This is a genomic window from Pseudoalteromonas sp. MelDa3 (assembly GCF_002863625.1).
GTDB classification, from domain to species: Bacteria; Pseudomonadota; Gammaproteobacteria; order Enterobacterales; family Alteromonadaceae; genus Pseudoalteromonas; species Pseudoalteromonas arctica.
On sequence record NZ_PJBR01000029.1, the window covers coordinates 17,876 to 39,319 of the forward strand.

Below are 21,444 nucleotides of genomic sequence, written 5' to 3' on the forward strand. Positions count from 1 at the left end.
AGTAAGGCCTTGGCTAGGCTTTTAAATCATTATGGTGGCTATTTTATAGAGAAGAGCCAAAAACTTAAACCCTTGGCTCAGGTTAGTAACTAAATCGACTTTATAGCTAACTCTAAATTGCTTAGCGCACAACCAAACTCTTTTGCATTAACGCGATGATACTGTGTGTCACTCGTTGCTGTAAGGCTAATTATAAACTCATCTTGTTGAGCTACCGCACTTTGCTCTTGGCTTAGGCACATAGCTTGAGTAAGTGAGCGCAGTTTTGAATTTGTTAAAATTGCACCAAAGCGCTGCACAGGCAATGGAGGTATTTTTATAGCCGGTAACGCTTGGTCTATGGTGCGCTCGCTTAGAATAAACGTGTTATTGGTAATATCAATTACGCTGCCTGTAGGCCAGTACGAGTAGCTATAGCTCTTACTCTCAGGTTGTGCTTTACTTTGGTTAGCTAAATGCACTACACCACTTTTGCCTATTACGGTTATTAAACCACCTTCTGATGATTTAATAACAACCAAAGCCGTATTTTCATCAATACCAAAACCATGTTGAATCTCTGTTTTAGTATTTTTTACTTCGTTTTTATTTAACGCTGCTGTAAGCCTAAATGTACGGTTTTGTTCGCTAAATTGAGTATCTAGTACACCAAAATTAAAGCTGCCAAGTCCACCAGCATTAATGTTATTTTCATTTTTGCGAAGTGCCTCAAGGCTTGTCGTATTTGTAAGCATGCCCGTCACTTTACTTTGGATTGCTGCGCCCGCGCCTTCACCTACAATTACTGGGCGAGTTTGCAATGCTTGCGTCCACGGGTATGGGTTATTGTTTTGATCAAATAATACCTTGTGAGTTAATGCTGCATTACCGCTATTAAACATCACACCGGTACTATTTTTAATAAGTGATACAAGTGCATTAGTGCCACTTTTGCATAAAGCGTATTCGGCCTTTGTGTACTCTGGATAAATTGCTTCCCGGTTATACACATTCATTAATGTATTTCTGAGAGCGGGTAATTCATCGCACGAGTTACTCGTAATCGCTTTAGCAAGTGCTGGCGTTAGTGCTAACCATTGAGTGTTTATATTTGATTGTGCTAAAAGACTCTGCGCTACATCTGCCGACTCATAAGGGTCGCGGCTCGATGCCGTAATAGCAAGTATGGTGGGTTTTGCGTTATTAACTTTTAAACTGCCCGACACAAATTGTAAAATATTATTAGTCGCAACCTCAATATTAAAATCGGTATTTACTTGCTCTTTTAAGCGCTCACCGTTTTTATCAAGTAGCGGCACTTCTAGCATATCAAATACAAAGTTGTATTCTTGCTGAGTCAGGCTTTCTAATTGCTGGTTATTTATATCGCGCCATAGCCATAATAAATCTGTTTTAGATACGCTATTTGACGATTTACCTAGCAAGGTTTTAAGTGTTTTTAATACAGCCGTTTTTGCCTCAACGTTATTATTAGGCCAGTGCTGCGTGATGTTTTTTATTTGAGCGTTGCTAACAGCATATAAATTATGTGACTTACCATCAATAGCAGTCTCTTTTTGGCAATTGTTAAGCTTTGCGCTAGTACAGGTAGTAAGCTCTGACCCCACTAAAATTAAAGTTTGGTTTTGCTCTTGAGCCACTGCATTTATTGAATATCCAACACCAAACAATGCCACTAACATACCTAGTAACTTTGGCTGTTGATCACGTAAAAATGCACATATCATAATGTAAACTCTAATATAAATTATAAAACTAATATGTTGTAGTTTAACAGCTAGCCACTTGAGCCTAAATATATTTTTATAAATGTTAAATAATTCAAGCCCCTGAAAAGCGATAGCGTTAAGCACTTCATTTAAATACGTTGTTTAGTTTGCCCTTTTGCCATTATAAATATTAACTAAACAAATTTAAACAGAGCATTTATTGATCAAATTCATTGTTTAAATTACGGTGGTGCATTGTTTTATGTAACTAGGGTGAAATATGGACTTCTCTAATGAAGAGATAAATTTTTTTGCTGAGTTATTCAAACCAAATACAAAACAACGTTCCCCTCGCGACCATATGCTTACAATGAAAAGCTCTATACCCGCGAGTATTGCTCACCTTTTTACCCACGCTAATCTAACTTTGCTTGCTAAAGTTGCTAATTACCAACTTTGGTTTCCCTTGCAATTAAAAATTGATGAGTTAGGTGTAATTAACCCCACTTTGAGCGCACCAGAAGTAATTGATACAAAGGGCACTCAACGTAGTTGGCGCTGGAGTGAGCTAAATATTAAAAGCCAAGGTTTTAATATTGAATCGATTTCCAGTACTGGAATATTTTTAAAACCATTAAAAAGTGGAGAGAGCTTAAAAAAATTACAGCACATGAGCTTTACCTTACCCAACAAAGAAAGCATATCGATAGATGTAGAACCCGTTAGGCAAAGTAGCCTAGGGATTGCAGCAAAAATCACTCAGATTCATAGCGGACAAGAGCAATTACGCGCCTATCTGTTTGAAGAACATAAACGCCAATATGCTAAGCTGTACGAAGATGGACAACTAATTGAACAGTTAATTTAGTCCCTTTTAAACACTCACAAGCACTTCACTTGGCTTTATTTAACCCCCTCTCAATGTTAATCTGTACCCTTATTAATAAATCATAAGGATATGACAATGCCAGGTGCTTTTGCGCACATCACAGCCGTTAATATTGCAACGCAAACCAAGTCACTCGCTAAAATGGATATGCCTAAAAAAGCAAAGCTTATTTTAAGCCAACGCCAAGCATACCTTGAACTAGGCTGTGTAGCCCCCGATTATCCTTACTTAGCTGTAGCGCAGCCTAGCCAAAATGCGTGGGCCGACCTAATGCACTATGAGCACACAGGCGATTTACTTAAAGCCATGATTGAACACTGTAAAACACTTGAAGGTGAAGCATTTGAAAAGTGTTTTGCTTGGTTATGCGGTTATATGGCCCATGTTGCTGCGGATATAACGGTGCATCCGGTTGTTGAATTAAAAGTAGGCCCGTATGAGCAAAATCAAACGGCGCACCGTGCCTGCGAAATGAACCAAGATGCATTTATTTGGCAGCGTTTAAATTTAGGTGAGTTAGGTTATGCTGACCGCGTGCAACAAAATATTGGATCTTGTACTAACAAAGACGATAATTTTGATACCGATATTGCAAAAATTTGGCAACATGCTTTATTAACGGTTCACCCAAGCTACGCAGCACAACACGCTCCTAACTTTAATTCATGGCATAACGGTTTTCAGCTTGTAGTAAATAATGTTGAAGAAAGCTATCGATTATTTGCCTGTGCACGCCATGTTGCTGCTGATTTAGGCTTGTTTTATCCTCGCCCAAACGAAGTAGACCCCACTTTTATTGAACAACTAAAAACGCCGCACGAGCCTATGCACTACAACGATATTTTTGACTTTGCCGTTAGTAACATTCAGCACTACATAACCATTATTGCCAATGCCGTATTTTTAGATACTGATTACAGTGCAATTAAAAATTGGAACCTAGATACAGGCTACGATGAACACAACACGATGACGGTATGGAGCAAATAAAATGAAACACTTACTTTGTATAAGCCTCATAGTATTACTTAGCGGTTGCTACACTTCAAAAAATAACAATCCAGAAGCGATGGCCGACTTAGCCTCGCAATTAAAAGATATTGCTACAGCCGTTGATGGCACATTAAAATTTAGTGAAACACCCTATTCAACAACTGATGAGTTATTAAAAGCTGCTGTTAATAACGATTTAAGAAAACTTGCACACTTTGGGGAATACACGCTTATTGTAAACGTACAAGATGATAACGCAGTGCTACTCTTATGTGATGCCAATACTGCTTTAATTGAAGATGCAGGCTGCACTGCTCAATCAGATATACAGCATTGGGGAGCTGAGGCTATTCATCAGTGCGAAATAACCATAAACGCCCAACAGCTCTGTAATTAGGTAGTAAAATACCCGCTATACATTTAAAGTTGAGCCGTCATCTCTTTAGGGTTAAACACTAAGCCATGGCGGCTAACATGCTCTGCAAAATTTTCGGCCGGCATTGGTTTAGCAAAGTAAAAGCCCTGAAATTCTTTACACCCCATTTGCGTCATTATTGCTACTTGCTCTTGGGTTTCTACTCCTTCGGCTACACACTTAATATCAAGTTCTTCACACATAACGTGCACCGCTTTAACTAAACTTTTTTGACGCGTAGAGCTCGTTACTTGGCTTATTAATGAGCGATCTAACTTGAGCTTGTTAATAGGGTAATCGGCAAGGCGTGCAATATTAGAATAACCTACCCCAAAATCATCGACCGAAATAGTAAAACCCCACGATTGCAGCGTTTGCATAAGCTTTAGCGAATGCGCTTGGTTTGCCTCAAGAGAGGTTTCAGTCAGTTCTAACTCTATTTGAGGTGGCTTTACATTAAAGTCGGCAAGGTATTTAACCAGTTTTGACATAAAATCGGTTTGGCTAAAATCAATTAGAGATATATTTATTGCCACCGGCACACTCGGTAAACCCGCCTTAGTCCAATCAGCAATTTGAGCGCACACCTTTTGAATAATCAGGTCGGTTAGCCGACTAACCATTCTGTATTCTTCTGCAATAGGAATAAATACCACTGGCGACACATTACCCAGTATTGGACTGTTCCAACGCGCTAAGGCTTCAAGCCCTATACATTGACCCGTTGCATCTACTTTAGGTTGATAGTGCACCGACAAATCGCCTTGTTGAAGCGCTTCATCTAATAACATTGAAATTTCGTATTTTTCGATAAAAGCTTGTGATTGTTTTTCGTTATAACCACTTAGAGGCATATTACAATTTGCTAGTTTAAGTGCTTCGCATGCATTGCTAAGTACTGTTGTGCTGTTTTTTCCATGATCAGGATACTTTGCAAAACCAAATAAAAATGATTGCTGACACTTAGTGCCAAATACATTATATGTTTTATCTAATGTATTTTTTATTTGCATTAATAGCTTATCTTCAAGCTCGCTTTGCGAGTTTGTCCCAATTATAAAAGCAAGCTTTCCTACTCCTATATGAGCACACAAAAGGGGCCCATCTGGCATCGCTTTTAAACGCTTGTACGCGTTAATAAGTAATGCTTGAGAGTCGGCTTTAGTGAGCTTCAAATTTAAGTATTCACTATTTGCACTTTGCGCAACAACGATATAAAAACCTTTTTGGTATTTGCTTGTTAATCTGTCGCATTGCAGCTCAAACCATTCTCTATTAGGTAGTTTTGTTTGCGAGTCTCTAAAGCGTAAACGTTTATTTTCTTGTTCCATCATCGATAAGTTTTGTTTAATGAGCTGCTCTTGCGTGCAATCGTAAAAGTCGTATACACGGTAGTTTGTACTCATTGTTATTTGCTGATAACTGGCTTTAAAATAACTTTTTTTGTACTTCACAATTTTATTTTGAGCATTAGAGTCGTCAAAGACTAAGGTAGGAAATAAATGAGAAAGATTAACGCTTCCTTCTTTTAATTCTTTTTTTATACCAAACATATCAATAGCATGTTGATTAAAATCAGTAATGACAAGATTTTCGTCAACAATAATTTTGGCTTTATTTGATTCGGTGAACAGGCTTCGATAAAGCTCATTTTTATCTTTAAGGTGTGTATTAGCGCTTATCATTGTTTTGTTTAAACGCTTAGCAGCCACAATTGTGCGCGCCACAGCAAGGGGAATACAAATGTTAAAAAATAAAAATATAAGCCCTGTAATGTATAAGTCAGCATCGGGAAGTTGTTGAGCTATGCCGGTTAAACCCGAGACATCAACGTTATTGATGATCATATAAAACGGCGCAATATTTAATACGCCATAAGCAAGAGCTGTTCTATAACCAAGTAGCATAAGTGCTATTATCGGGCAAGAATACATATACATAGAGCCCACTTTAGCAAGCTCTAGGTCTGTTAAAAATAAGTTCATTGACACGCTAGCAGCTACAATGGCTATTAAAAGTGCATGAGCGCTAAAGTGATAAAAACGCTTACTTGCTATAAGTAAACCACATGCAGTAGCAAGAAAGCTGCTTGTTAATACAACAATATAAATTAAGTTAAATTCAATAGCGCTTGTGTACGTGTGGCACGCCACAGCAAAGCATAACACCATTACTAATGATAGAATAATGCGCAGTGCACTTATTCGCCAATTGGCAACCTGACCAGGGGCTGAATAATGGTCATTTAATAAAAAGAACCTATTGAAAAAATGCATAATAAACAACAGTTAAAGCTCATTCTTCTATTAGACATTGATAACTTGTTAAAATCAATAAAATGAATATAATTTCTATTTACATAGTTCTATAAAATAGACAGGTGTAAACCTACCTGTTAGCCGTTAAACAATCATTTTTCGAGTGTTTTTACAGTTATCATCTTTAAGAGCGAAACCACTGCACCCTAAAAACTCACCGTGCTTAGATTTGCGTTTACGCATTTCGCGACCACACTTTTCACAAATTGGGTGCTGCGTTTTACACTCTGTATTCACACATTGTGAGTACGTGTTTTTATAAATCGATGGGCCACTACAGCTTTTACACACTCGTAATTTAGTTTCGCAAATTTGCGTATTAGTACAACTATAATAATCACCATATTGACCCGTTTTTGGCACAATTAAACCGTCGCTGCACGTACTACACTGTCTTTGCTTTAGTTGCGACTTATTAAACAACGTTGAAGCGATTTGAATGGGATAATTGTCATTTACTAATTCTTTTACAAACGCTGAGCATGCATAAGGGTCTGCAATTAAATACGCTTTATGTTTAGCACGCGTAATACCTACATAAAGCAAACGCCTTTCCTCTGAGTGAGTGAATTCATCTTGCTCTGGTAATAACGACTCCACCAGCACATTATTTTGATTATCGCTAGGAAACCCTAATTTACCTTGTTCAAAACCAATAATAATACAGTAATCGGCTTCAAGCCCCTTAGCGCTATGCAATGTCCAAAAATAAAGAGAGTTTGTATGCTTTTTATCTTTTAAATGTTGCTGCACGCTATTTAACATGTATCTATATCTACTAAGTATGGCAATGCTCGCTGATGCATCATTTTTTTGAATAGTGCTTATGCTCTGTTGTACTTTCATTTCTATCGATTTAGTACCTTGGTATAAATCGTCTAATAAAATAACTTGTGGTGTGGTTACTTGTGTATGTGTGCTGATCTGCTTTTTATATTGCTCAGGGTTTTGCATTACAAAACGCCCTGCTACATCACTAATACTATTGTTATATCTAAATGTTTTTTGCAGCATAGTAAGAGAGTGGCTGCCCACTAATTCATTAAAGCGTGTAGTAAGCGCTAAATTACCACCCGAGAACCGATAAATTGCTTGCCAGTCATCACCAACAGCAGTAAAGCGTATTCCGTTACCATGTTTTAATATGGCATTTATGAAAGCCATGCGCGCGCTTGATATATCTTGAAACTCATCAACTAAAATGTGGCTCCATGGAATATTAAAATCTCCGCTTACTATCGCCTTTGTTGCTTGAATAATCATGTCGTCAAAATCAATGGTACTTTGCGCGTTTAGTTCATTTATATAAGCATCATGAATTTGCACTAACAAGTTTGCATATTGCTGGTAATTTTTAATACCACTTTGCTTAATGCGCTGTTCTATTTGCTTATTACTTAGTTGCTCCACTCGAATAGCTTGTAAACATTTTATGTACTTATCAATCCCTTGCTGTAACTGCCCTGAGTTATTTAAAGTATGAAATATTTCGTCGTTACTTAAAGGTGTTAATTCAACATTATGCTTCTTTAATTGCTTTGCGAGGGTTTGCTCTAGCTTTCCTTCTACCCAGTTGTAATGAAAGGTCTCGAGTAAGGTGGTGCCATTTTGTTTATGCAGTTTGCGCTTAAATGCAACTTGCTCGTTATAATGTTTTTTATCTATATCGGCACGTGTATTCCCTTGCCTATCAATGCCAAAGTGCTCTAGGTAAATATCATATTGAGGTATATAAAAGTCTGGTTGGTATTGCCCACTTAGCTCTGCGCCTTGGCTAAAGTGATAATTCACCTCATAACTGTGCGGTACGCAATTCAAATGTAGCCAGTTTGAAATAAGCACTTCCTGATAACTTTTTACTTTATGACCCGCAAGGCTACGGTATTCGTTATCGCGTACGTACCGCTCGTACTGTGCATTATCTTTAAAGCTAAATATATCAATCGGCTCATGGAGTAAATCTAAAAATGCTTTTAAAAACTGTGGTTCGGTTTGTATTTTTTTACTTACCCACCCAGTTAACCAACTATTTAATTGAACTGGGTCAGTTGCAAATTTTGATAATTCGATTGGCTTTTTAGCACTTTGTAGTAATTTAAGCCCAAGCGCATGAAACGTTAAAATAGTGGGTGCTTTGGTATGCAATTTTGCATGCGTGGCGCGTTTAATAAAGCGCTCTTTAATCTCATTTGCTGCTGTTTTATTATAGGCCAGCACCAAAATTTGCTCAGGCTTGGCAATATTGCATGCTATTAAATCTAAAGACTTTGCTACCATCACAGATGTTTTACCTGTGCCTGCTGCCGCTAATACTAAATTTTTATCGTTATCGCGTATTACCGCTAAGCGCTGCTCTGTTGTTAATGGATTTGACTCTACTTGATTAAAAAAGTCATTTTTAAGAGTTAGTTGTTTTTTTTCATATTTATGGCGCAACTGTGCAATTGCATCGTGAGTATTGGGTGTGGTGCTTAGTATATTTAAAAATTTAATACTACTTGGCGATAAGTGTTGTTGCCACACACTTGTACTTTTAGCGTACTGCTTGGTAAGCAAAAACACATCATTATTAAGTGTTTTTATGGAACTATCACGTAAAAACTCATCTAAAGCATAGCGCTTAAGCGAAATCTTTGCGTTATTTACCTTTTGCTCAAGCAGGGTTGAAAACCGCGTGTTAAGGGCCGTATTTAAAGCGTTCGCTTGTAATTTGTTTAAAAAGCTAATTGATGTATTGCTACTGTCGCACAAATTAATTTTGGCGCTAAATAAACGGTTTTTAAGTATTGAGTAATTATAAAAGTCTTTAATTAAAAATGTCCGTGCGGGAGCACCTCTAAAATGCACAACAAGGCGCTCTTGTTCAATAGCTACGTGTTTAATACGGGTAAAAAAACGGCCTAGCCAACTTGGAGTAGCAATATACTGCGCCATAATACTCAATATGAAGATATGCTTTACCTTAATTGTAACATACTCTTTTGTAATACATTTAGCGCTAAATCGATGCTTACTTAGTAAACAATTTAATTGGTAAGTTAGTTTTTAAACCTAGTGGTTAATACTTTATTTACAACCATTAACAAATTTAAACATTTATAGATAGCTTGTTGTGTAACAATGCACATATACAAACTTACACTTCATATAATTGTTAGGTATATTCCCAATTAAACAATTATTTACAGCCTAATTAAGTGGTTTAAAGGAGCTAACATGCTTAAAAAATGCATTACCACAACGGCTTTAATTTTAGCATTATGCGCTTGCACGTCAGAAACAGAGTCGGATTTAGTAAAAACACAAGGTATTTGGGCAGGTTTTGAACTAGTTTCTGACGGTAACCGCACGCGTGTTAACGCAGAACTAAATGCAGGCGATGCTAATGGCTCTAACATTGTTTTAAGCGATAGCGACTCATTACAAGCTGTTGTTAATAGCACTGCTATTGTACTTACAAAAGATACCGACTTTTTAGACGTTGATTACCAAGCGTATATAAATGCCACTGACGATAACCAACAGTTTGATATAAAATTTAAACGGGATGATGGCATAAATGCTAATTCGAGCGTGGAGTTGCCTTTAAATTTTATTATTTTAACCCCGAGTAACAATCAAAATTTTGATATTAATAGTCCCCTTACAGTTCAGCTAGATGGCACTGATCCTAATAGTACTAGCCAAGTAGAACTTAGCAGTAGCTGCACTAACAATAATAATGAAACACTTTTACAATCAACGCTTTTTGCGCTTAACACTTCGCGCCTTGAAATAGATCTGCAAAGTTTAGATATGTTTAGCAGCTCGCAAGTAGATCAAGGTAAAACGTGTGATTTAACAATTAGTGTTAAACGCGATCGATTCGGTAGTATTTCGGGTGAATACGCAAACCAAAGCTATATTAAATCCCAGCAATCGCGCGCTATAAAAAATATGACTTTAACGTTTTAATTTGCACGCTAATTTACTGAGCGTTAAGCTACGCCTTTATTAAGTAACTCTACCAATTGTAATTGCCCTCCTTATTTATAGGAGAGCTAATAACAATTGATATAAAGGTTTATTATGACTAACAGCACATACCCTATTGGCACACCTGGCAAAAAATGGAATGACAACGATAAAGTCCAGTGGTTAACACGCCAAAACATTAAACGCAGTTACCAAAACGAAGTCGTAACGCTAATTAATGACCTTAAGAGCACCTTAGATATAGAGCAATACGGCGAGCTTAATTACACCGCTGGCACTTACCCATTATATATATTAAAAACGCCTAACTTTAATGCTAATAAACCAACTGTTTTAATCACCGGTGGTGTACATGGCTACGAAACCAGTGGCGTACATGGCGCACTTAGGTTTGCTAAGACATCGGCTATGCAATATTGCGAACAGTTTAATATTATTGTTGCACCCTGCATTAGCCCTTGGGGATATGAGACTATAAACCGCTGGAACCCAGATGCTATTGATCCTAATCGCTCATTTTACGAGGGAAGCCCAGCTCAAGAATCAGCCGCTATTATGGCGTTTGTAAAATCATTAGGTACTGACTTAATCGCTCATATTGATTTACACGAAACAACAGATAGTGATAACAGTGAATTTAGACCCGCACTCGCTGCGCGTGAAGGCACTACAAATACTAACTGGAACATACCTGACGGGTTTTATTTAGTTGCAGATACCAAAAAGCCTGAGCCGGAGTTTCAAAAAGTCATTATAGAAAGCGTTGCAAAGGTAACTCATATTGCACCGAGCGATGAAAATAACCAGCTAATAGGCGTACCTCAAGAGCAATTTGGCGTGATTAACTATGCAGCACGCGATTTAGGTTTATGTATGGGCTTTACTGATGCACCCTATGTAACCACTACCGAAGTGTACCCAGATAGCCCAACTGCCACCGATGAAGAATGTATTTTGGCACAAGTAGCCGTTATAACGAGCGCGCTAAATTACATTACAACCTCTACAAAAGATTAACCACTGTTCAAGAGCGGGTACTCATTAAATTAAGTACTCGCCCCAAACAAGAAACAATCTGATAACAAAAAACAACCCAAAAGAACTGGTTTTATTGAATTTAAAGGTATAAGGTTAGCCTTCCCTCAAATTCAAGGAGTATACATTGGGGTTTAAAAACAAATATGGACAGGTAAGCCTCTATACTGAAAATAACGTTGTTATCGCTCACTTTTCGGGATACATCACCTCAGGGCTTCTTCGTGCGTTTAAAATTGAACTATGCGAAAAAATAAAGTTACTCAAAAATCAGCCTTGGGCCTATATTAGTGATTCTTTTGATGTTTTGGCTGCAACGCCTGAGGCAGAAAAAGAAATGATAGATATTAGCCATTTAATGAAAGCAAACAACTGCCTAAGTAGCGCGTTTGTACTCACATCAGCTATCGCTATAAATCAAATGAAGCGCATTTTAGAGTGTGCAAAAAGAAACGTTAATTTTAGTGAGTGCATATTTACCGATTTAGATAGCGCTAAACAGTTTATTTCTCACAACTTAAAAAGTAAGCAAGGCCAACTGATATAAAATAATTGACCTTGCTTTATCAATCTTAGTTTTTGTAAAACTGACTATCTTTGGTTATTGTAATGCTGGCGTTTTCTTGCGCTGTTACAATAAATTGTAACTTACTCACTTTACGCTCAATATCGTAACCATCGGCTGTTATAGTAACGGGGACTCTTTTCATCGCACCCGGTTGTACAAGCGTAGATCTCGGACTTGAGAGCGTTGCCCCTGGTAAACCCTCTATGGCAATACTGTAATGCAGTGCTTGCTGCGTTTTATTAATAATAGTAAGTGTATAAGGGTTTTCTACAAGGCCCTCGTAGTTCACTCTATAAAGCGCATTCCTATCGCGTAGTACTGAGGCTTCTATTGGTGTACGTTGCAGCATCCATGCAAACATAGAAATGATTAACAAAGCCGTTAATGCGCCGTATCCTACTAGTTTTAACCTAAATGGATTGGTTTTTTTACCTTCCATTTGTTTTTCACTCGCGTATTTAATTAAGCCTTTTTCGTAACCAAATTTCTCCATGGTATCGTCGCAGGCATCAATACATAAGCCACAGTTTATACATTCATATTGCAATCCATTTCGAATGTCTATTCCTGCAGGGCATACCTCTACACATAAGTTACAGTCTACACAGTCACCTAAGTTAAGCTCTTTTGGATCAGCTTTGCGTTTACGTGGTCCTCGGCTTTCACCACGCTCGCTATCATATGTAACAAGCAACGTATCTTTATCAAACATAACAGCCTGAAAACGAGAATACGGGCAAGCAATAGTGCACATTTTTTCGCGTAAAAACCCTGCATTGCCATAAGTACAAAAAGCGAATAAAAACACCCAAAAGCTCGTTATACCTGACCACTCAAACGTAAGCATTTCCATATACAAACTTTTTGCCGGAATAAAATATGCCATAAACGAGGTGGCGGTTAAAACTGAAATAATAATCCACGCACTGTGCTTAGTTATTTTTTTGCGCCAAGTGCTTAGCGTCCACTGTGATTTATCTAATTTAATTCGCTGATTTCGAGTGCCTTCTATGCGTTGCTCTACCCACGAAAACATGAGCATCCATATAGTTTGCGGGCACGTATAACCACACCAAACCCGACCAAGCCAGTTAGTTACAAAAAATAATGCAAAAGCCCCCACCATAAATAGCAGGGCTAAAATCATAAAATCTTGAGGAAGGAGTGTTAAACCAAAAATAGTAAAGGTTTGCGTTGCCACATCTAGCAGCACAGCTTGTTGTCCGTTATATTGGATCCACGGTATTGCTATAAAAGTTAGCATTAACAGCCAACCTAAATTACGGCGTATGCGCTGAAAAAATCCTTTTTGCTCGCGGATATAAATTGGCCCTTCGGTGTTATAGGGCTTAATGATCATGTCTTCTTCTTTAATATCAAACTTCATAGTACTTGCTTCATAATGACGGGTATTATGCAAGCATTTGCAACTTTCAGACCAAGCTGAAACTTTATTTACATCATTGATACTAAACAGTTTATTTCAACGCAGTAAAATAAAATTCGCGATATTAAACGCGCTTCGCGATATATCACGAATTTTTAGCAATCCCTAACTTTCGCATTTTTGAGCGTAGTGTACTCTCAGGTAAGCCCAATTTAACTGCTGCCCCTTTATCACCCGATATTTGCCAGTGCGATAACACAAGAACAGAGGTTATATGCTGCTTTTGCGCTTCATCAAGCGTAAGTGAAGGGTTAATAACTACTTCACCACCCGCTTGCAAAGGCTGACTTAGCTGTAGTACAACCTGATTAGATAAAATAGCTTCGCGTTCAAGTACATTTTGCAGCTCTCTAATATTGCCTGGCCAATTGTAGGCTTGCAGCTGCGTAATTGCTTTTTTACTTAGCCCTTTTAAGTGTTTACCCAGTCGTTTATTTATCTGCGCAATTAAATTAGCGCATAAATAAGGAATATCCTCTTTTCGATCTTTAAGGGCGGGTACTTTTATAGGAAATACATTAAGCCGATAATACAAATCAATTCTAAACGTGCCTTTTTGTACCATTTCCCACAGGTCGCGGTTAGTCGCTGCAATCACTCTAATATTTACTTTTAGCGTATTGCTGCCACCCACACGTTCAAACTCTTGTTCTTGCAGGACTCTCAGTAATTTACTTTGCGCCTCAAGTGGAAGCTCTGCTATTTCATCTAAAAACAAGGTGCCTTTATCAGCAAGTTCAAAACGCCCTTTACGGCGTTCATTGGCACCTGTAAACGCGCCTTTTTCATGGCCAAACAATTCCGACTCTAGCAAGCTCGGTGTAAATGCGGCGCAATTTACTTTTATAAAGGCTTGTTCGCTACGCTTGCTTAGTCGATACAAATTACGAGCTACTAATTCTTTACCCGTGCCATTTTCGCCAAGTATAAGCACTGTGCTGTCGGTTTCGCTTACCAGTTTTATTTGATCTAACATGGTTTGAAATATATGACTTTGTCCAACTAGCCCTGAGTCTTGCCAATCTTCGTTAAGTTCTGCAATTAAGTAGTTGTTTTCATCTTTTAGCTGCTCACTTAAATGCTTTACTTGCTCAAGTGCCTCTTGCAGTGCATTTTGTGTTTGCTGTTGCAGTGATATGTCGCGAAATACCGCTACAGCACCAATTAACTCATCATTTTGATAAACCGGTGTTGAGGTGTATTCCACTGCAAATGAGCTACCGTCTTTACGCCAAAAAACTTCATTTTTAACTTCACGACGTTTTCCGTCAAACATGGTGCAATATATTTGGCATTCATCAGCGGGATAAGGTGTGCCATCAGCATGAGTATGGTGATGATATTGGTGTATTTTTTTACCTAATAACTCGTCTGCTCGCCAACCTGTCATGCGCTCAGCGGCAGGATTAACAAACACCGCATTACCCGACAGGTCAAAACCGTATATGCCCTCACCTACTGCGTTTAGCAATAATTTAGGATCGTTTAAAAATTGTTTTATCATAAATGTACCTCGCGAAATATCGCGAGCATTATGGCAATTTTATACATTAAGTGCACTCATTACTTAAAATGCACTTACGTGTAAATTAAAACGCTATAAATAGTGCTGAAATAGCGTTTTTACATCTATTTTTGCACCTAGCCTTGCGGCTATTAAGTAAAGTCCTGCAAGTTTTCGGTGAATAAATAGCGCATCAACGGGCGGTGTATGCCATTGCTGAGATTGCCCACTAAGAGCAAGCCCTGCATTTTTAATTTTGAGCGCTAGTTCGCTATTTTTAAAATCAAACTCCCCTTCTGCTCTCAGTGGCTCGCACGCCATTAAGAATAAATCAATGACGTTGTTTTTATACTCATCAACTAAGTCATTTTTAAAATAACCAATGTGTGAAGCCGCTCTAAGTACACCTTCTCTGTTGTTTTCACTACCCGCTTTAAATAAAGCTAAATAAGCGCGGCTAAGCTCGGTTGATATTTCTCGCGTTGCACCAAAATCAAATAAAACAATTTTTTGTGTATCAAGCTGATAATGAAAGTTGGCAAAGTTAGGGTCGGTTTGAATTAATTTAAATTCAAACATTTCTTTAAAAAACAAATCAATAAGTTGCTCTGCAACAAAGCTTTTTTGACTATCAGGTAGCTCTGTAATGCTCTCAATGGGCTCTGCTTTTATATATTCCATAGTAAGTACTTGTTGTGTACTGTGCTCTGGATATACGTTAGGCACTTTAAAGTGGGGATTACTTGCTAGTGCATTTTTATAACGTATTAAGTACTTAGCCTCCCGCTTATAATCAGCCTCGGCTAATAACTGCGCTTTAGCCTCACTAATAAGTGGTTTAATATTAAGATCTTTTGGCAATAATCGAGAAATCGTTAATAAAGAAATAACGTTATCGACATCACTTACTACACTTTTTGCAATACCAGGGTATTGAATTTTAACAGCAAGCTGATCGCCATTTTCTTTATAAGCTAAATGAACTTGCCCTATAGAAGCCGCTGCAAAAGGCCTTAACTCAATATGAGAAAAACGCGCTAGCCACTCATCCCCCCATTGCTCTTTTAACACTTCAACAAGCTGCTTATGAGGCATTGGATTTGCGTCTGAGCGCAGTAAAGCAAGTAACTGAGCCAATTCAGGACTAAGTAAATCACCGGCATCCATTGAAAGTAATTGCCCGAGCTTCATTGCAGCGCCACGTAAATGAGATAGCTGTGTGGCTAGCTTTTCAATATTTTTAGGTTGTAGTAGTAAGCTTTTATTGTCCCAACCTTTACCGGTTAGCGCGCTCTTAGCGCCATCAAATAACATATTGGTAGCAACACCTGTGGCAAGTGAGCCTAATTTTGCAAAGCGAGAAAGCCGAGAAGTGGGAACAGTACGAGGAGCCGCCATAATATTAAAACCTAATTAGCCTGAAAGTCAGGCTAATTAATACGTATATTGTAAGTAGGTAGATCTACTTATAGACGAGGTACTAGCTTAATTGCACCTTCAACCACTTTCATATCAAGTGGAAGCTTACTAAGTAGCATCATTTTAGGGTCATCCATATTTAGAGTATAAACAGGGTTAACCGCTAAAAAAGCATTAATAACATCCATTGCTTGGCTATCAAGTGCACCTAAATTACCTTTGAAACCACCGGCATCAACACTCGAATCAAGTAATTTAATATTACGTAAAAACACCGCTTTTTTCTCACTGTCGTAAAATGGGCTACCTTCAATCTGTAGCTTTAAACGCACTGGGTATTTAAGTGCGAATGCATTAATTTCAGCGCTTGAATCGGCACCAAGAACAACAACATCGCGGTTATCAGGTCCAATATTTACACTTAAGTCGTTTACATCAAACTGAACCGGCAAACCCATTAAGCTTACTTTTTCACTTAACTTTGGTAATTGCTTACCCAGTACAGACTCAACCTCAGAGTTAGTAAATGAATATACTGATATGCCTTGCGTGGTATTACAGGCAGTTAAAAATAACGCTGCAATAATAACTAAAATTCTCATGAGAACCCTTTTGTTTATAAATTAGTGGTACATAAAAAAGCCGCTATTAAAGCGGCTTATTAAAATAGTAACCAGCATATATTACGCTGGTTCTAGGGCGTGTTGACCTTTGTGGATTGAAATTTGTTCAATCTAGGGTCGATTTAATCGCGGCGTGAGGTTTGTAACCTAGCAGGCTAAGTCAAAACCGAGCAACAAAGAGTTAATCGTCCCTAGAAAGAACCCAAAGGGCAGCGCATGTTTGGCATTTATGCTGCGTTATCGCCTATTTATGGGGAATAACCACACTACATAGACTCTGCCTTGCCTAAATACCAAACAGTCTGCTGCAAATTCAACCACGAAAGGTCAACACGCCCTAGTGTATTAAGCTGCAAGTGTCGCTTTAAGTCGCGTTAGTGTGTCAGGTTCAACTGAACCAGCACTGAGCGCTAATAACTGTTTTAAATAATAGTTTAAATCAGCATGTTCGCCACGATGTTTGTCATCTAACATGGCTACTTGTTCTGCCATTCTAAGTGACTTATCAGTTGAACTTACGTTCGCTAATATTTCCATGCGCGTAATAAGTTGCTCTTTACTTAATGTTGTTTTAAGTGGTGCTTGATACTGACTTGGTAACGCTTCATTGTTTTCAAGTGCTGTAATTAACGCATCTAGATTAGCTTGCTCTGATTTGCTTGTAAGCAATGCAAGTTTATCGTCAATAGCTGCTAGTAGCTTAGTAACTTTTGGCGCTAACGATCTAAATTGCGTGTACCCTTTCACTTTTGTTTCTAGGTCGTGCAACTGTGCTCTTTGATTTACATCGCTAAGTGCTGCTTCAAGCTCAGCAAGTTCTGCAACTGCTTGTTTATCTGACTCATTTTGATCAAGTTTTTGCTGCTCAAATTCGCTACTACGTTTAGTAAATGTTTCATCGTTAAATTGACGAAATTTTTGCCATAACGCATTTTCAGCTTTTAAACCTGCAAAACCAATTGTTTGCCATTGCTGCTGCATTTGCTTCAACTCTTGGCACGCAGCGGCTAAATCATCGCTTTGTGATAATTGCTGCGCTTTTTCTACTAATTCATTTTTAAGTACGGCATTACTTTTATGAAATGCGTTTAATAAAGCCAGTACTTGTTGTTGCTCGCTTTTATAACGATCGTTTAGTGTACGGTATGTTTTAGGATCAACTTTACCTACACTGCGCCACGCTTTGTTTAAACGATTGTATTGGCTTTCATATTGTTTCCAATCAAAGTCATCCTCAGCCGTAGGCTGTAAATGAAGCGCGTGCATGTCGCTAATAATACTTTCGCGTTGTGCTTTTGAGGCCTCGCGTTGTACTTCTTGCTCTGCAAAGTAACTACGACAAGGTGCAAATAACAGCTCGATTTTTTCATCAAACTGCACGCCTTGTTGCTTTTCTTCATCTGTATCTAAACGACCTAACTCATTCCAACGCTTGCGTAGCACTTTTACTTGCTCTGCGCGTTGTTGTGGGTCAGTACACTCTTCACTTACTAATGCACTTACTTCTTCTAATAAAGCTTCACGCTTTGGTGCTGCAGCGTATTTTTGCCAATCTTTAGCATCTGCAAGTTGCGCTTCAAGTTCCGCTTTTATATTTACAAGCGGCTGTTGATATTGCTCAGTGAGTGTATTAAATAACTCTTCAAACCCTTTAAACACGCCAAAGGCAACATTAAAACGACCTTCTTCAATTAGGCGTTTAACATCACGAGCTTTGCGTTTTGCTTGGCTTTGGTTTTTTTCAAGTGGCTTAACTAGCTCACTCATTGGTGCTAAAAATTGCTTTTTATGCGTATTTAACTGTGTTTTAAACGTACTTTGCAGTGCACCATCTAAAATATTTAAATGACTACGCGCTGCTTTAAAACCATTATTAAATTCAGTTAGAGTTGCATCGTATTGCGCTAAATCTTCTGCTGGCTTAATTTCGCATAATGCTGTAAAAGCGAGTTTGTACTCTTTAATAGCCGTTGTTAGCTCAGGTAATTTAGCAACTTGAGTAAATAGTTTTTCTAACTTGCTTACAGCCAGTTTAGATTGCGTATTATTAGCAAGTTCTGTTTCGCTAATAGCTTGCTTAGCTTGCGCTACTTTTGCATCAAGCCAATCTTGTTGAATTTGCTCTGGTGTTTCAAGGCCTAGCTGTAAGGCGTTTTCTATTTCTTCACTTAACGCTTCAACAGTTGCAAGCGCTAGCAATTGGCGCTGTTGTAGCGCTAATTTTTGCTGCTCTTTGTCGTGTATCGCTTTTAGCTGTTCAATGTGTGCATCTAACTTAGTGGTAATCGAAATATATTTTTCGTCAAGAAGCTTAACACGCTCATCACTTAGCCATTTGAGCTCAAGTGCTTGCCACTGGGCCATTAATTCGCCGGCTTGTGGATTTACAACACCAAAATCTGTTTTTTCACGTAAAGCATTTAACTTAGCTAAAATAACACGTGTTGCACTTTCAACCTGCAGTGGCATTTCTATTGCTAAACGCTCATTTTCAATATGCGTTTCAAGTGCTGCTTTTGCACCATCCTTTGCATGCTTTACTAATGGCTTAATTAATTGATGGGTAATAACAAGTTCAACTAATTGAGTTTGTAGCTCTTCGCTACCTTCTTTAAATGCTTTTTCTACTAGTTTTGGATTTGCTAAACGTTTTAATAATTTAACGCGTACTTGCAGTTCTTTTTCTGCAAACGCTAACTTTTCGAGTGTTTTAACGGGTGCAAAACGCTCTATGTATTCGTTTTTAATTTGCGGTGTTAGTGCACTTTCGCTATTTAAAACAGCATTAGATATTTGAAGCTCTGCTATATCTTTTAATGCTTGATCTTGTTTATACGCTTTCCACCAAAGTGGTAACTCGTTTACTTTTTGTAGTGCTTTGCGGCGTATTTCAGCTGAACTATCTTCAAGTGCTAACGTGTTTAATATGGTTGCATCACGTTCAATGTCTAATTTTTCGATAGCATCAAGACGTACTTGTTGCTTAGGGTGTTTCCATTTCGGTGTAAAAAGGTGCTTAAAGATCATGTTCACTAAACCTAGCTATTTCGTTGTCTGATTTAAATTCTTTTTGTAGTTGAGCTTTTGTCTTTTGGATCATTTCACCATTAGCACCAATCGTAAATTGCTCGTTTGATTGAGCCACTTTTGCTTGATACAACATAACCAACTGCACTGTTTGTTGCTTTTGCTCGTCTGATAAAACGGTACCGTCTGGCCATTTGCCAGTTGATGCACCGTATTGTAAGCGTTCGAATAATTCGGGAGTAATATTTTGTACAAGATTGTCGATATTCATGTCATTTTTTCTTTTTTAGAGTCACTAAAACAATTCGGTTTATAAGATACCAAATACACCCTACGCCAATAGCCGCAGTATAAGCATACCACTGAAGCGTTTTTTCTTGCGGTTGTAAAAAGTACAAACAGAAAAAACCACCTAAAAATAAGATAAGCGCCAAAAAGGAGTGATTTATAAACATCTGCTTTTTTTTAATTCGCTGTTCGCGCTGAAGTTGCAAAACTTGCTCGTCGTTTAGCTCTGCAATGTTGCTTTCGCAATGCGGACATTGCTTATGTTTATCTGAAATTGATTTTGCACATTTTGGGCAACGAATAATCGCCATACTTCTCTCCATACTACGCATAAAAAAAGCGCCTTTCGGCGCCTTTATTGTACTTGTTTTATTTCTCGTTGTCTTTTTTGAATTCAAACCAATAACTAATTTTGGGGCGATAATTTTCTAAGTTGCCCACTAAGTTTAATTACTCTGCCTCTTTTGACTGCTTCTCTAAGCGTTTTTCCCAGAACGTGGCGTTTTTAATGCCTAATTTAACTGGATCAAATATGATCTTTCCGCCTTTTTTCTTCTGTTCTTCATAATCGCTCAAACATAACAAAGCAGGCTTAGCTACGAAGAAAATAGCTAAAATACCTAGTATGTTGATCCAGGCCATTAAGCCAACGCCAATATCACCAATAGTCCAGATATAACCTGAATTGTTTACCATGCCGTATGCAACCATAAACATAATCACAAACTTCACGATAACAAGCGGAATACTGCCTTTAAAATAACGATTTAAATAAGCAATATTAGTCTCTGCAATAAAGTAATAAGCAAGTATTGTGGTAAAAGCAAAGAAGAACAATGCGATGCCAACAAATGCCTGCCCAAAACTACCAAATACACTAAATAGAGCCATTTGCGTAAAGGCTGCTGAACCCACTTCAGTGGCTGCATCAACATTTTGAACAATAAATTGCCCTGCTGGTAACTCACCCACAATGTTGTATTGCTGCGTTATTAAAATCATTAATGCTGTTGCAGTACACACAAAGATGGTATCAACGTAAACAGAGAAAGCTTGTACTAACCCCTGTTGAGCAGGGTGATCAACTTCTGCAGCTGCTGCTGCATGAGGCCCAGTACCTTGGCCTGCTTCGTTAGAATATATACCGCGTTTAACGCCCCAACCAATAGCAGCACCAAAACCGGCCTGCGCAGTAAACGCATCACTAATAATTAAATAAAATATATCACCCACT

The 21,444-nt window shown here is 38.1% G+C and carries 17 protein-coding genes; 6 read left to right on the plus strand and 11 right to left on the minus strand.

Going from position 1 to position 21,444, the window contains the following annotated elements; all coding sequences use genetic code 11:
* Positions 1 to 89: 89 nt before the first annotated feature.
* On the minus strand, positions 90 to 1,727 hold the full coding sequence (locus CXF89_RS08125) for a cyanophycinase (protein ID WP_101216600.1): 1,638 nt from the start codon (positions 1,725 to 1,727) through the stop codon (positions 90 to 92).
* A 262-nt stretch (positions 1,728 to 1,989) separates the two neighbouring features.
* Between CXF89_RS08125 and CXF89_RS08130 the strand changes: the two genes are divergently transcribed.
* The 3 genes from CXF89_RS08130 (at position 1,990) to CXF89_RS08140 (ending at position 3,988) form a co-directional block, all read left to right on the plus strand.
* On the plus strand, positions 1,990 to 2,577 hold the full coding sequence (locus CXF89_RS08130) for a hypothetical protein (RefSeq protein ID WP_121954312.1): 588 nt from the start codon (positions 1,990 to 1,992) through the stop codon (positions 2,575 to 2,577).
* A gap of 96 nt (positions 2,578 to 2,673) precedes the next feature.
* Positions 2,674 to 3,588: a zinc dependent phospholipase C family protein gene (locus CXF89_RS08135; RefSeq protein ID WP_121954313.1), complete on the plus strand. Its 915-nt coding sequence runs from the start codon at positions 2,674 to 2,676 to the stop codon at positions 3,586 to 3,588.
* Position 3,589: 1 nt separating this feature from the next.
* On the plus strand, positions 3,590 to 3,988 hold the full coding sequence (locus tag CXF89_RS08140; protein WP_121954314.1) for a hypothetical protein: 399 nt from the start codon (positions 3,590 to 3,592) through the stop codon (positions 3,986 to 3,988).
* 23 nt (positions 3,989 to 4,011) lie between these two features.
* On the opposite strand, the gene CXF89_RS08145 is transcribed toward CXF89_RS08140, so the two are convergent.
* Positions 4,012 to 6,282, minus strand: coding sequence for a putative bifunctional diguanylate cyclase/phosphodiesterase (locus CXF89_RS08145; protein WP_101216601.1), 2,271 nt, complete (start codon positions 6,280 to 6,282; stop codon positions 4,012 to 4,014).
* Positions 6,283 to 6,408: 126 nt separating this feature from the next.
* On the minus strand, positions 6,409 to 9,258 hold the full coding sequence (locus CXF89_RS08150) for a UvrD-helicase domain-containing protein (RefSeq protein WP_121954315.1): 2,850 nt from the start codon (positions 9,256 to 9,258) through the stop codon (positions 6,409 to 6,411).
* 282 nt (positions 9,259 to 9,540) lie between these two features.
* Between CXF89_RS08150 and CXF89_RS08155 the strand changes: the two genes are divergently transcribed.
* From CXF89_RS08155 to CXF89_RS08165, 3 genes are all read left to right on the plus strand, one after another.
* Positions 9,541 to 10,278: a hypothetical protein gene (locus CXF89_RS08155; protein ID WP_024608098.1), complete on the plus strand. Its 738-nt coding sequence runs from the start codon at positions 9,541 to 9,543 to the stop codon at positions 10,276 to 10,278.
* Positions 10,279 to 10,392: 114 nt separating this feature from the next.
* Positions 10,393 to 11,316 (plus strand): M14 family metallopeptidase, encoded by a 924-nt coding sequence (locus tag CXF89_RS08160; protein ID WP_121954316.1) that lies wholly within the window; start codon positions 10,393 to 10,395, stop codon positions 11,314 to 11,316.
* A gap of 145 nt (positions 11,317 to 11,461) precedes the next feature.
* On the plus strand, positions 11,462 to 11,881 hold the full coding sequence (locus CXF89_RS08165; RefSeq protein ID WP_121954317.1) for a hypothetical protein: 420 nt from the start codon (positions 11,462 to 11,464) through the stop codon (positions 11,879 to 11,881).
* Positions 11,882 to 11,906: 25 nt separating this feature from the next.
* Here the strand turns inward: CXF89_RS08165 and ccoG are convergent, their stop codons facing one another.
* The 8 genes from ccoG to CXF89_RS08205 all read right to left on the minus strand — a co-directional run.
* Complete coding sequence (gene ccoG, locus CXF89_RS08170; protein WP_121954318.1) at positions 11,907 to 13,289, minus strand: cytochrome c oxidase accessory protein CcoG; 1,383 nt, start codon at positions 13,287 to 13,289, stop codon at positions 11,907 to 11,909.
* 145 nt (positions 13,290 to 13,434) lie between these two features.
* The gene (locus CXF89_RS08175) at positions 13,435 to 14,853 is read right to left on the minus strand and encodes a sigma-54 interaction domain-containing protein (RefSeq protein WP_121954319.1); all 1,419 of its coding nucleotides are present in this window, start codon (positions 14,851 to 14,853) and stop codon (positions 13,435 to 13,437) included.
* A gap of 93 nt (positions 14,854 to 14,946) precedes the next feature.
* Positions 14,947 to 16,251, minus strand: a complete 1,305-nt coding sequence (locus CXF89_RS08180) for an ABC1 kinase family protein (RefSeq protein ID WP_121954320.1) — start codon at positions 16,249 to 16,251, stop codon at positions 14,947 to 14,949.
* Between the two features lie 68 nt (positions 16,252 to 16,319).
* On the minus strand, positions 16,320 to 16,874 hold the full coding sequence (locus CXF89_RS08185) for a YceB family lipoprotein (protein ID WP_002960677.1): 555 nt from the start codon (positions 16,872 to 16,874) through the stop codon (positions 16,320 to 16,322).
* 366 nt (positions 16,875 to 17,240) lie between these two features.
* Complete coding sequence (locus CXF89_RS08190; RefSeq protein ID WP_121954321.1) at positions 17,241 to 19,922, minus strand: DUF349 domain-containing protein; 2,682 nt, start codon at positions 19,920 to 19,922, stop codon at positions 17,241 to 17,243.
* Positions 19,912 to 20,193: a YeaC family protein gene (locus CXF89_RS08195; RefSeq protein ID WP_007378333.1), complete on the minus strand. Its 282-nt coding sequence runs from the start codon at positions 20,191 to 20,193 to the stop codon at positions 19,912 to 19,914. Before CXF89_RS08195 ends, CXF89_RS08190 begins: the two co-directional genes overlap by 11 nt.
* Before the next feature lies 1 nt (position 20,194).
* Positions 20,195 to 20,521, minus strand: a complete 327-nt coding sequence (locus CXF89_RS08200) for a hypothetical protein (RefSeq protein ID WP_007580349.1) — start codon at positions 20,519 to 20,521, stop codon at positions 20,195 to 20,197.
* Between the two features lie 139 nt (positions 20,522 to 20,660).
* On the minus strand, positions 20,661 to 21,444 hold a 784-nt coding region (locus CXF89_RS08205; protein ID WP_145990810.1), incomplete at its 5' end, for an alanine:cation symporter family protein.

Excerpts from the sequence above, each read along its gene's own strand:
- CXF89_RS08125 (WP_101216600.1), bottom strand. The coding sequence starts at position 1,727 with ATGATATGTGCATTTTTACGTGATCAACAGCCAAAGTTACTAGGTATG.
- CXF89_RS08130 (WP_121954312.1), top strand. The coding sequence starts at position 1,990 with ATGGACTTCTCTAATGAAGAGATAAATTTTTTTGCTGAGTTATTCAAA.
- CXF89_RS08135 (WP_121954313.1), top strand. The coding sequence starts at position 2,674 with ATGCCAGGTGCTTTTGCGCACATCACAGCCGTTAATATTGCAACGCAA.
- CXF89_RS08140 (WP_121954314.1), top strand. The coding sequence starts at position 3,590 with ATGAAACACTTACTTTGTATAAGCCTCATAGTATTACTTAGCGGTTGC.
- CXF89_RS08145 (WP_101216601.1), bottom strand. The coding sequence starts at position 6,282 with ATGCATTTTTTCAATAGGTTCTTTTTATTAAATGACCATTATTCAGCC.
- CXF89_RS08150 (WP_121954315.1), bottom strand. The coding sequence starts at position 9,258 with ATGGCGCAGTATATTGCTACTCCAAGTTGGCTAGGCCGTTTTTTTACC.
- CXF89_RS08155 (WP_024608098.1), top strand. The coding sequence starts at position 9,541 with ATGCTTAAAAAATGCATTACCACAACGGCTTTAATTTTAGCATTATGC.
- CXF89_RS08160 (WP_121954316.1), top strand. The coding sequence starts at position 10,393 with ATGACTAACAGCACATACCCTATTGGCACACCTGGCAAAAAATGGAAT.
- ccoG (WP_121954318.1), bottom strand. The coding sequence starts at position 13,289 with ATGAAGTTTGATATTAAAGAAGAAGACATGATCATTAAGCCCTATAAC.
- CXF89_RS08175 (WP_121954319.1), bottom strand. The coding sequence starts at position 14,853 with ATGATAAAACAATTTTTAAACGATCCTAAATTATTGCTAAACGCAGTA.
- CXF89_RS08180 (WP_121954320.1), bottom strand. The coding sequence starts at position 16,251 with ATGGCGGCTCCTCGTACTGTTCCCACTTCTCGGCTTTCTCGCTTTGCA.
- CXF89_RS08185 (WP_002960677.1), bottom strand. The coding sequence starts at position 16,874 with ATGAGAATTTTAGTTATTATTGCAGCGTTATTTTTAACTGCCTGTAAT.
- CXF89_RS08190 (WP_121954321.1), bottom strand. The coding sequence starts at position 19,922 with ATGATCTTTAAGCACCTTTTTACACCGAAATGGAAACACCCTAAGCAA.
- CXF89_RS08195 (WP_007378333.1), bottom strand. The coding sequence starts at position 20,193 with ATGAATATCGACAATCTTGTACAAAATATTACTCCCGAATTATTCGAA.
- CXF89_RS08200 (WP_007580349.1), bottom strand. The coding sequence starts at position 20,521 with ATGGCGATTATTCGTTGCCCAAAATGTGCAAAATCAATTTCAGATAAA.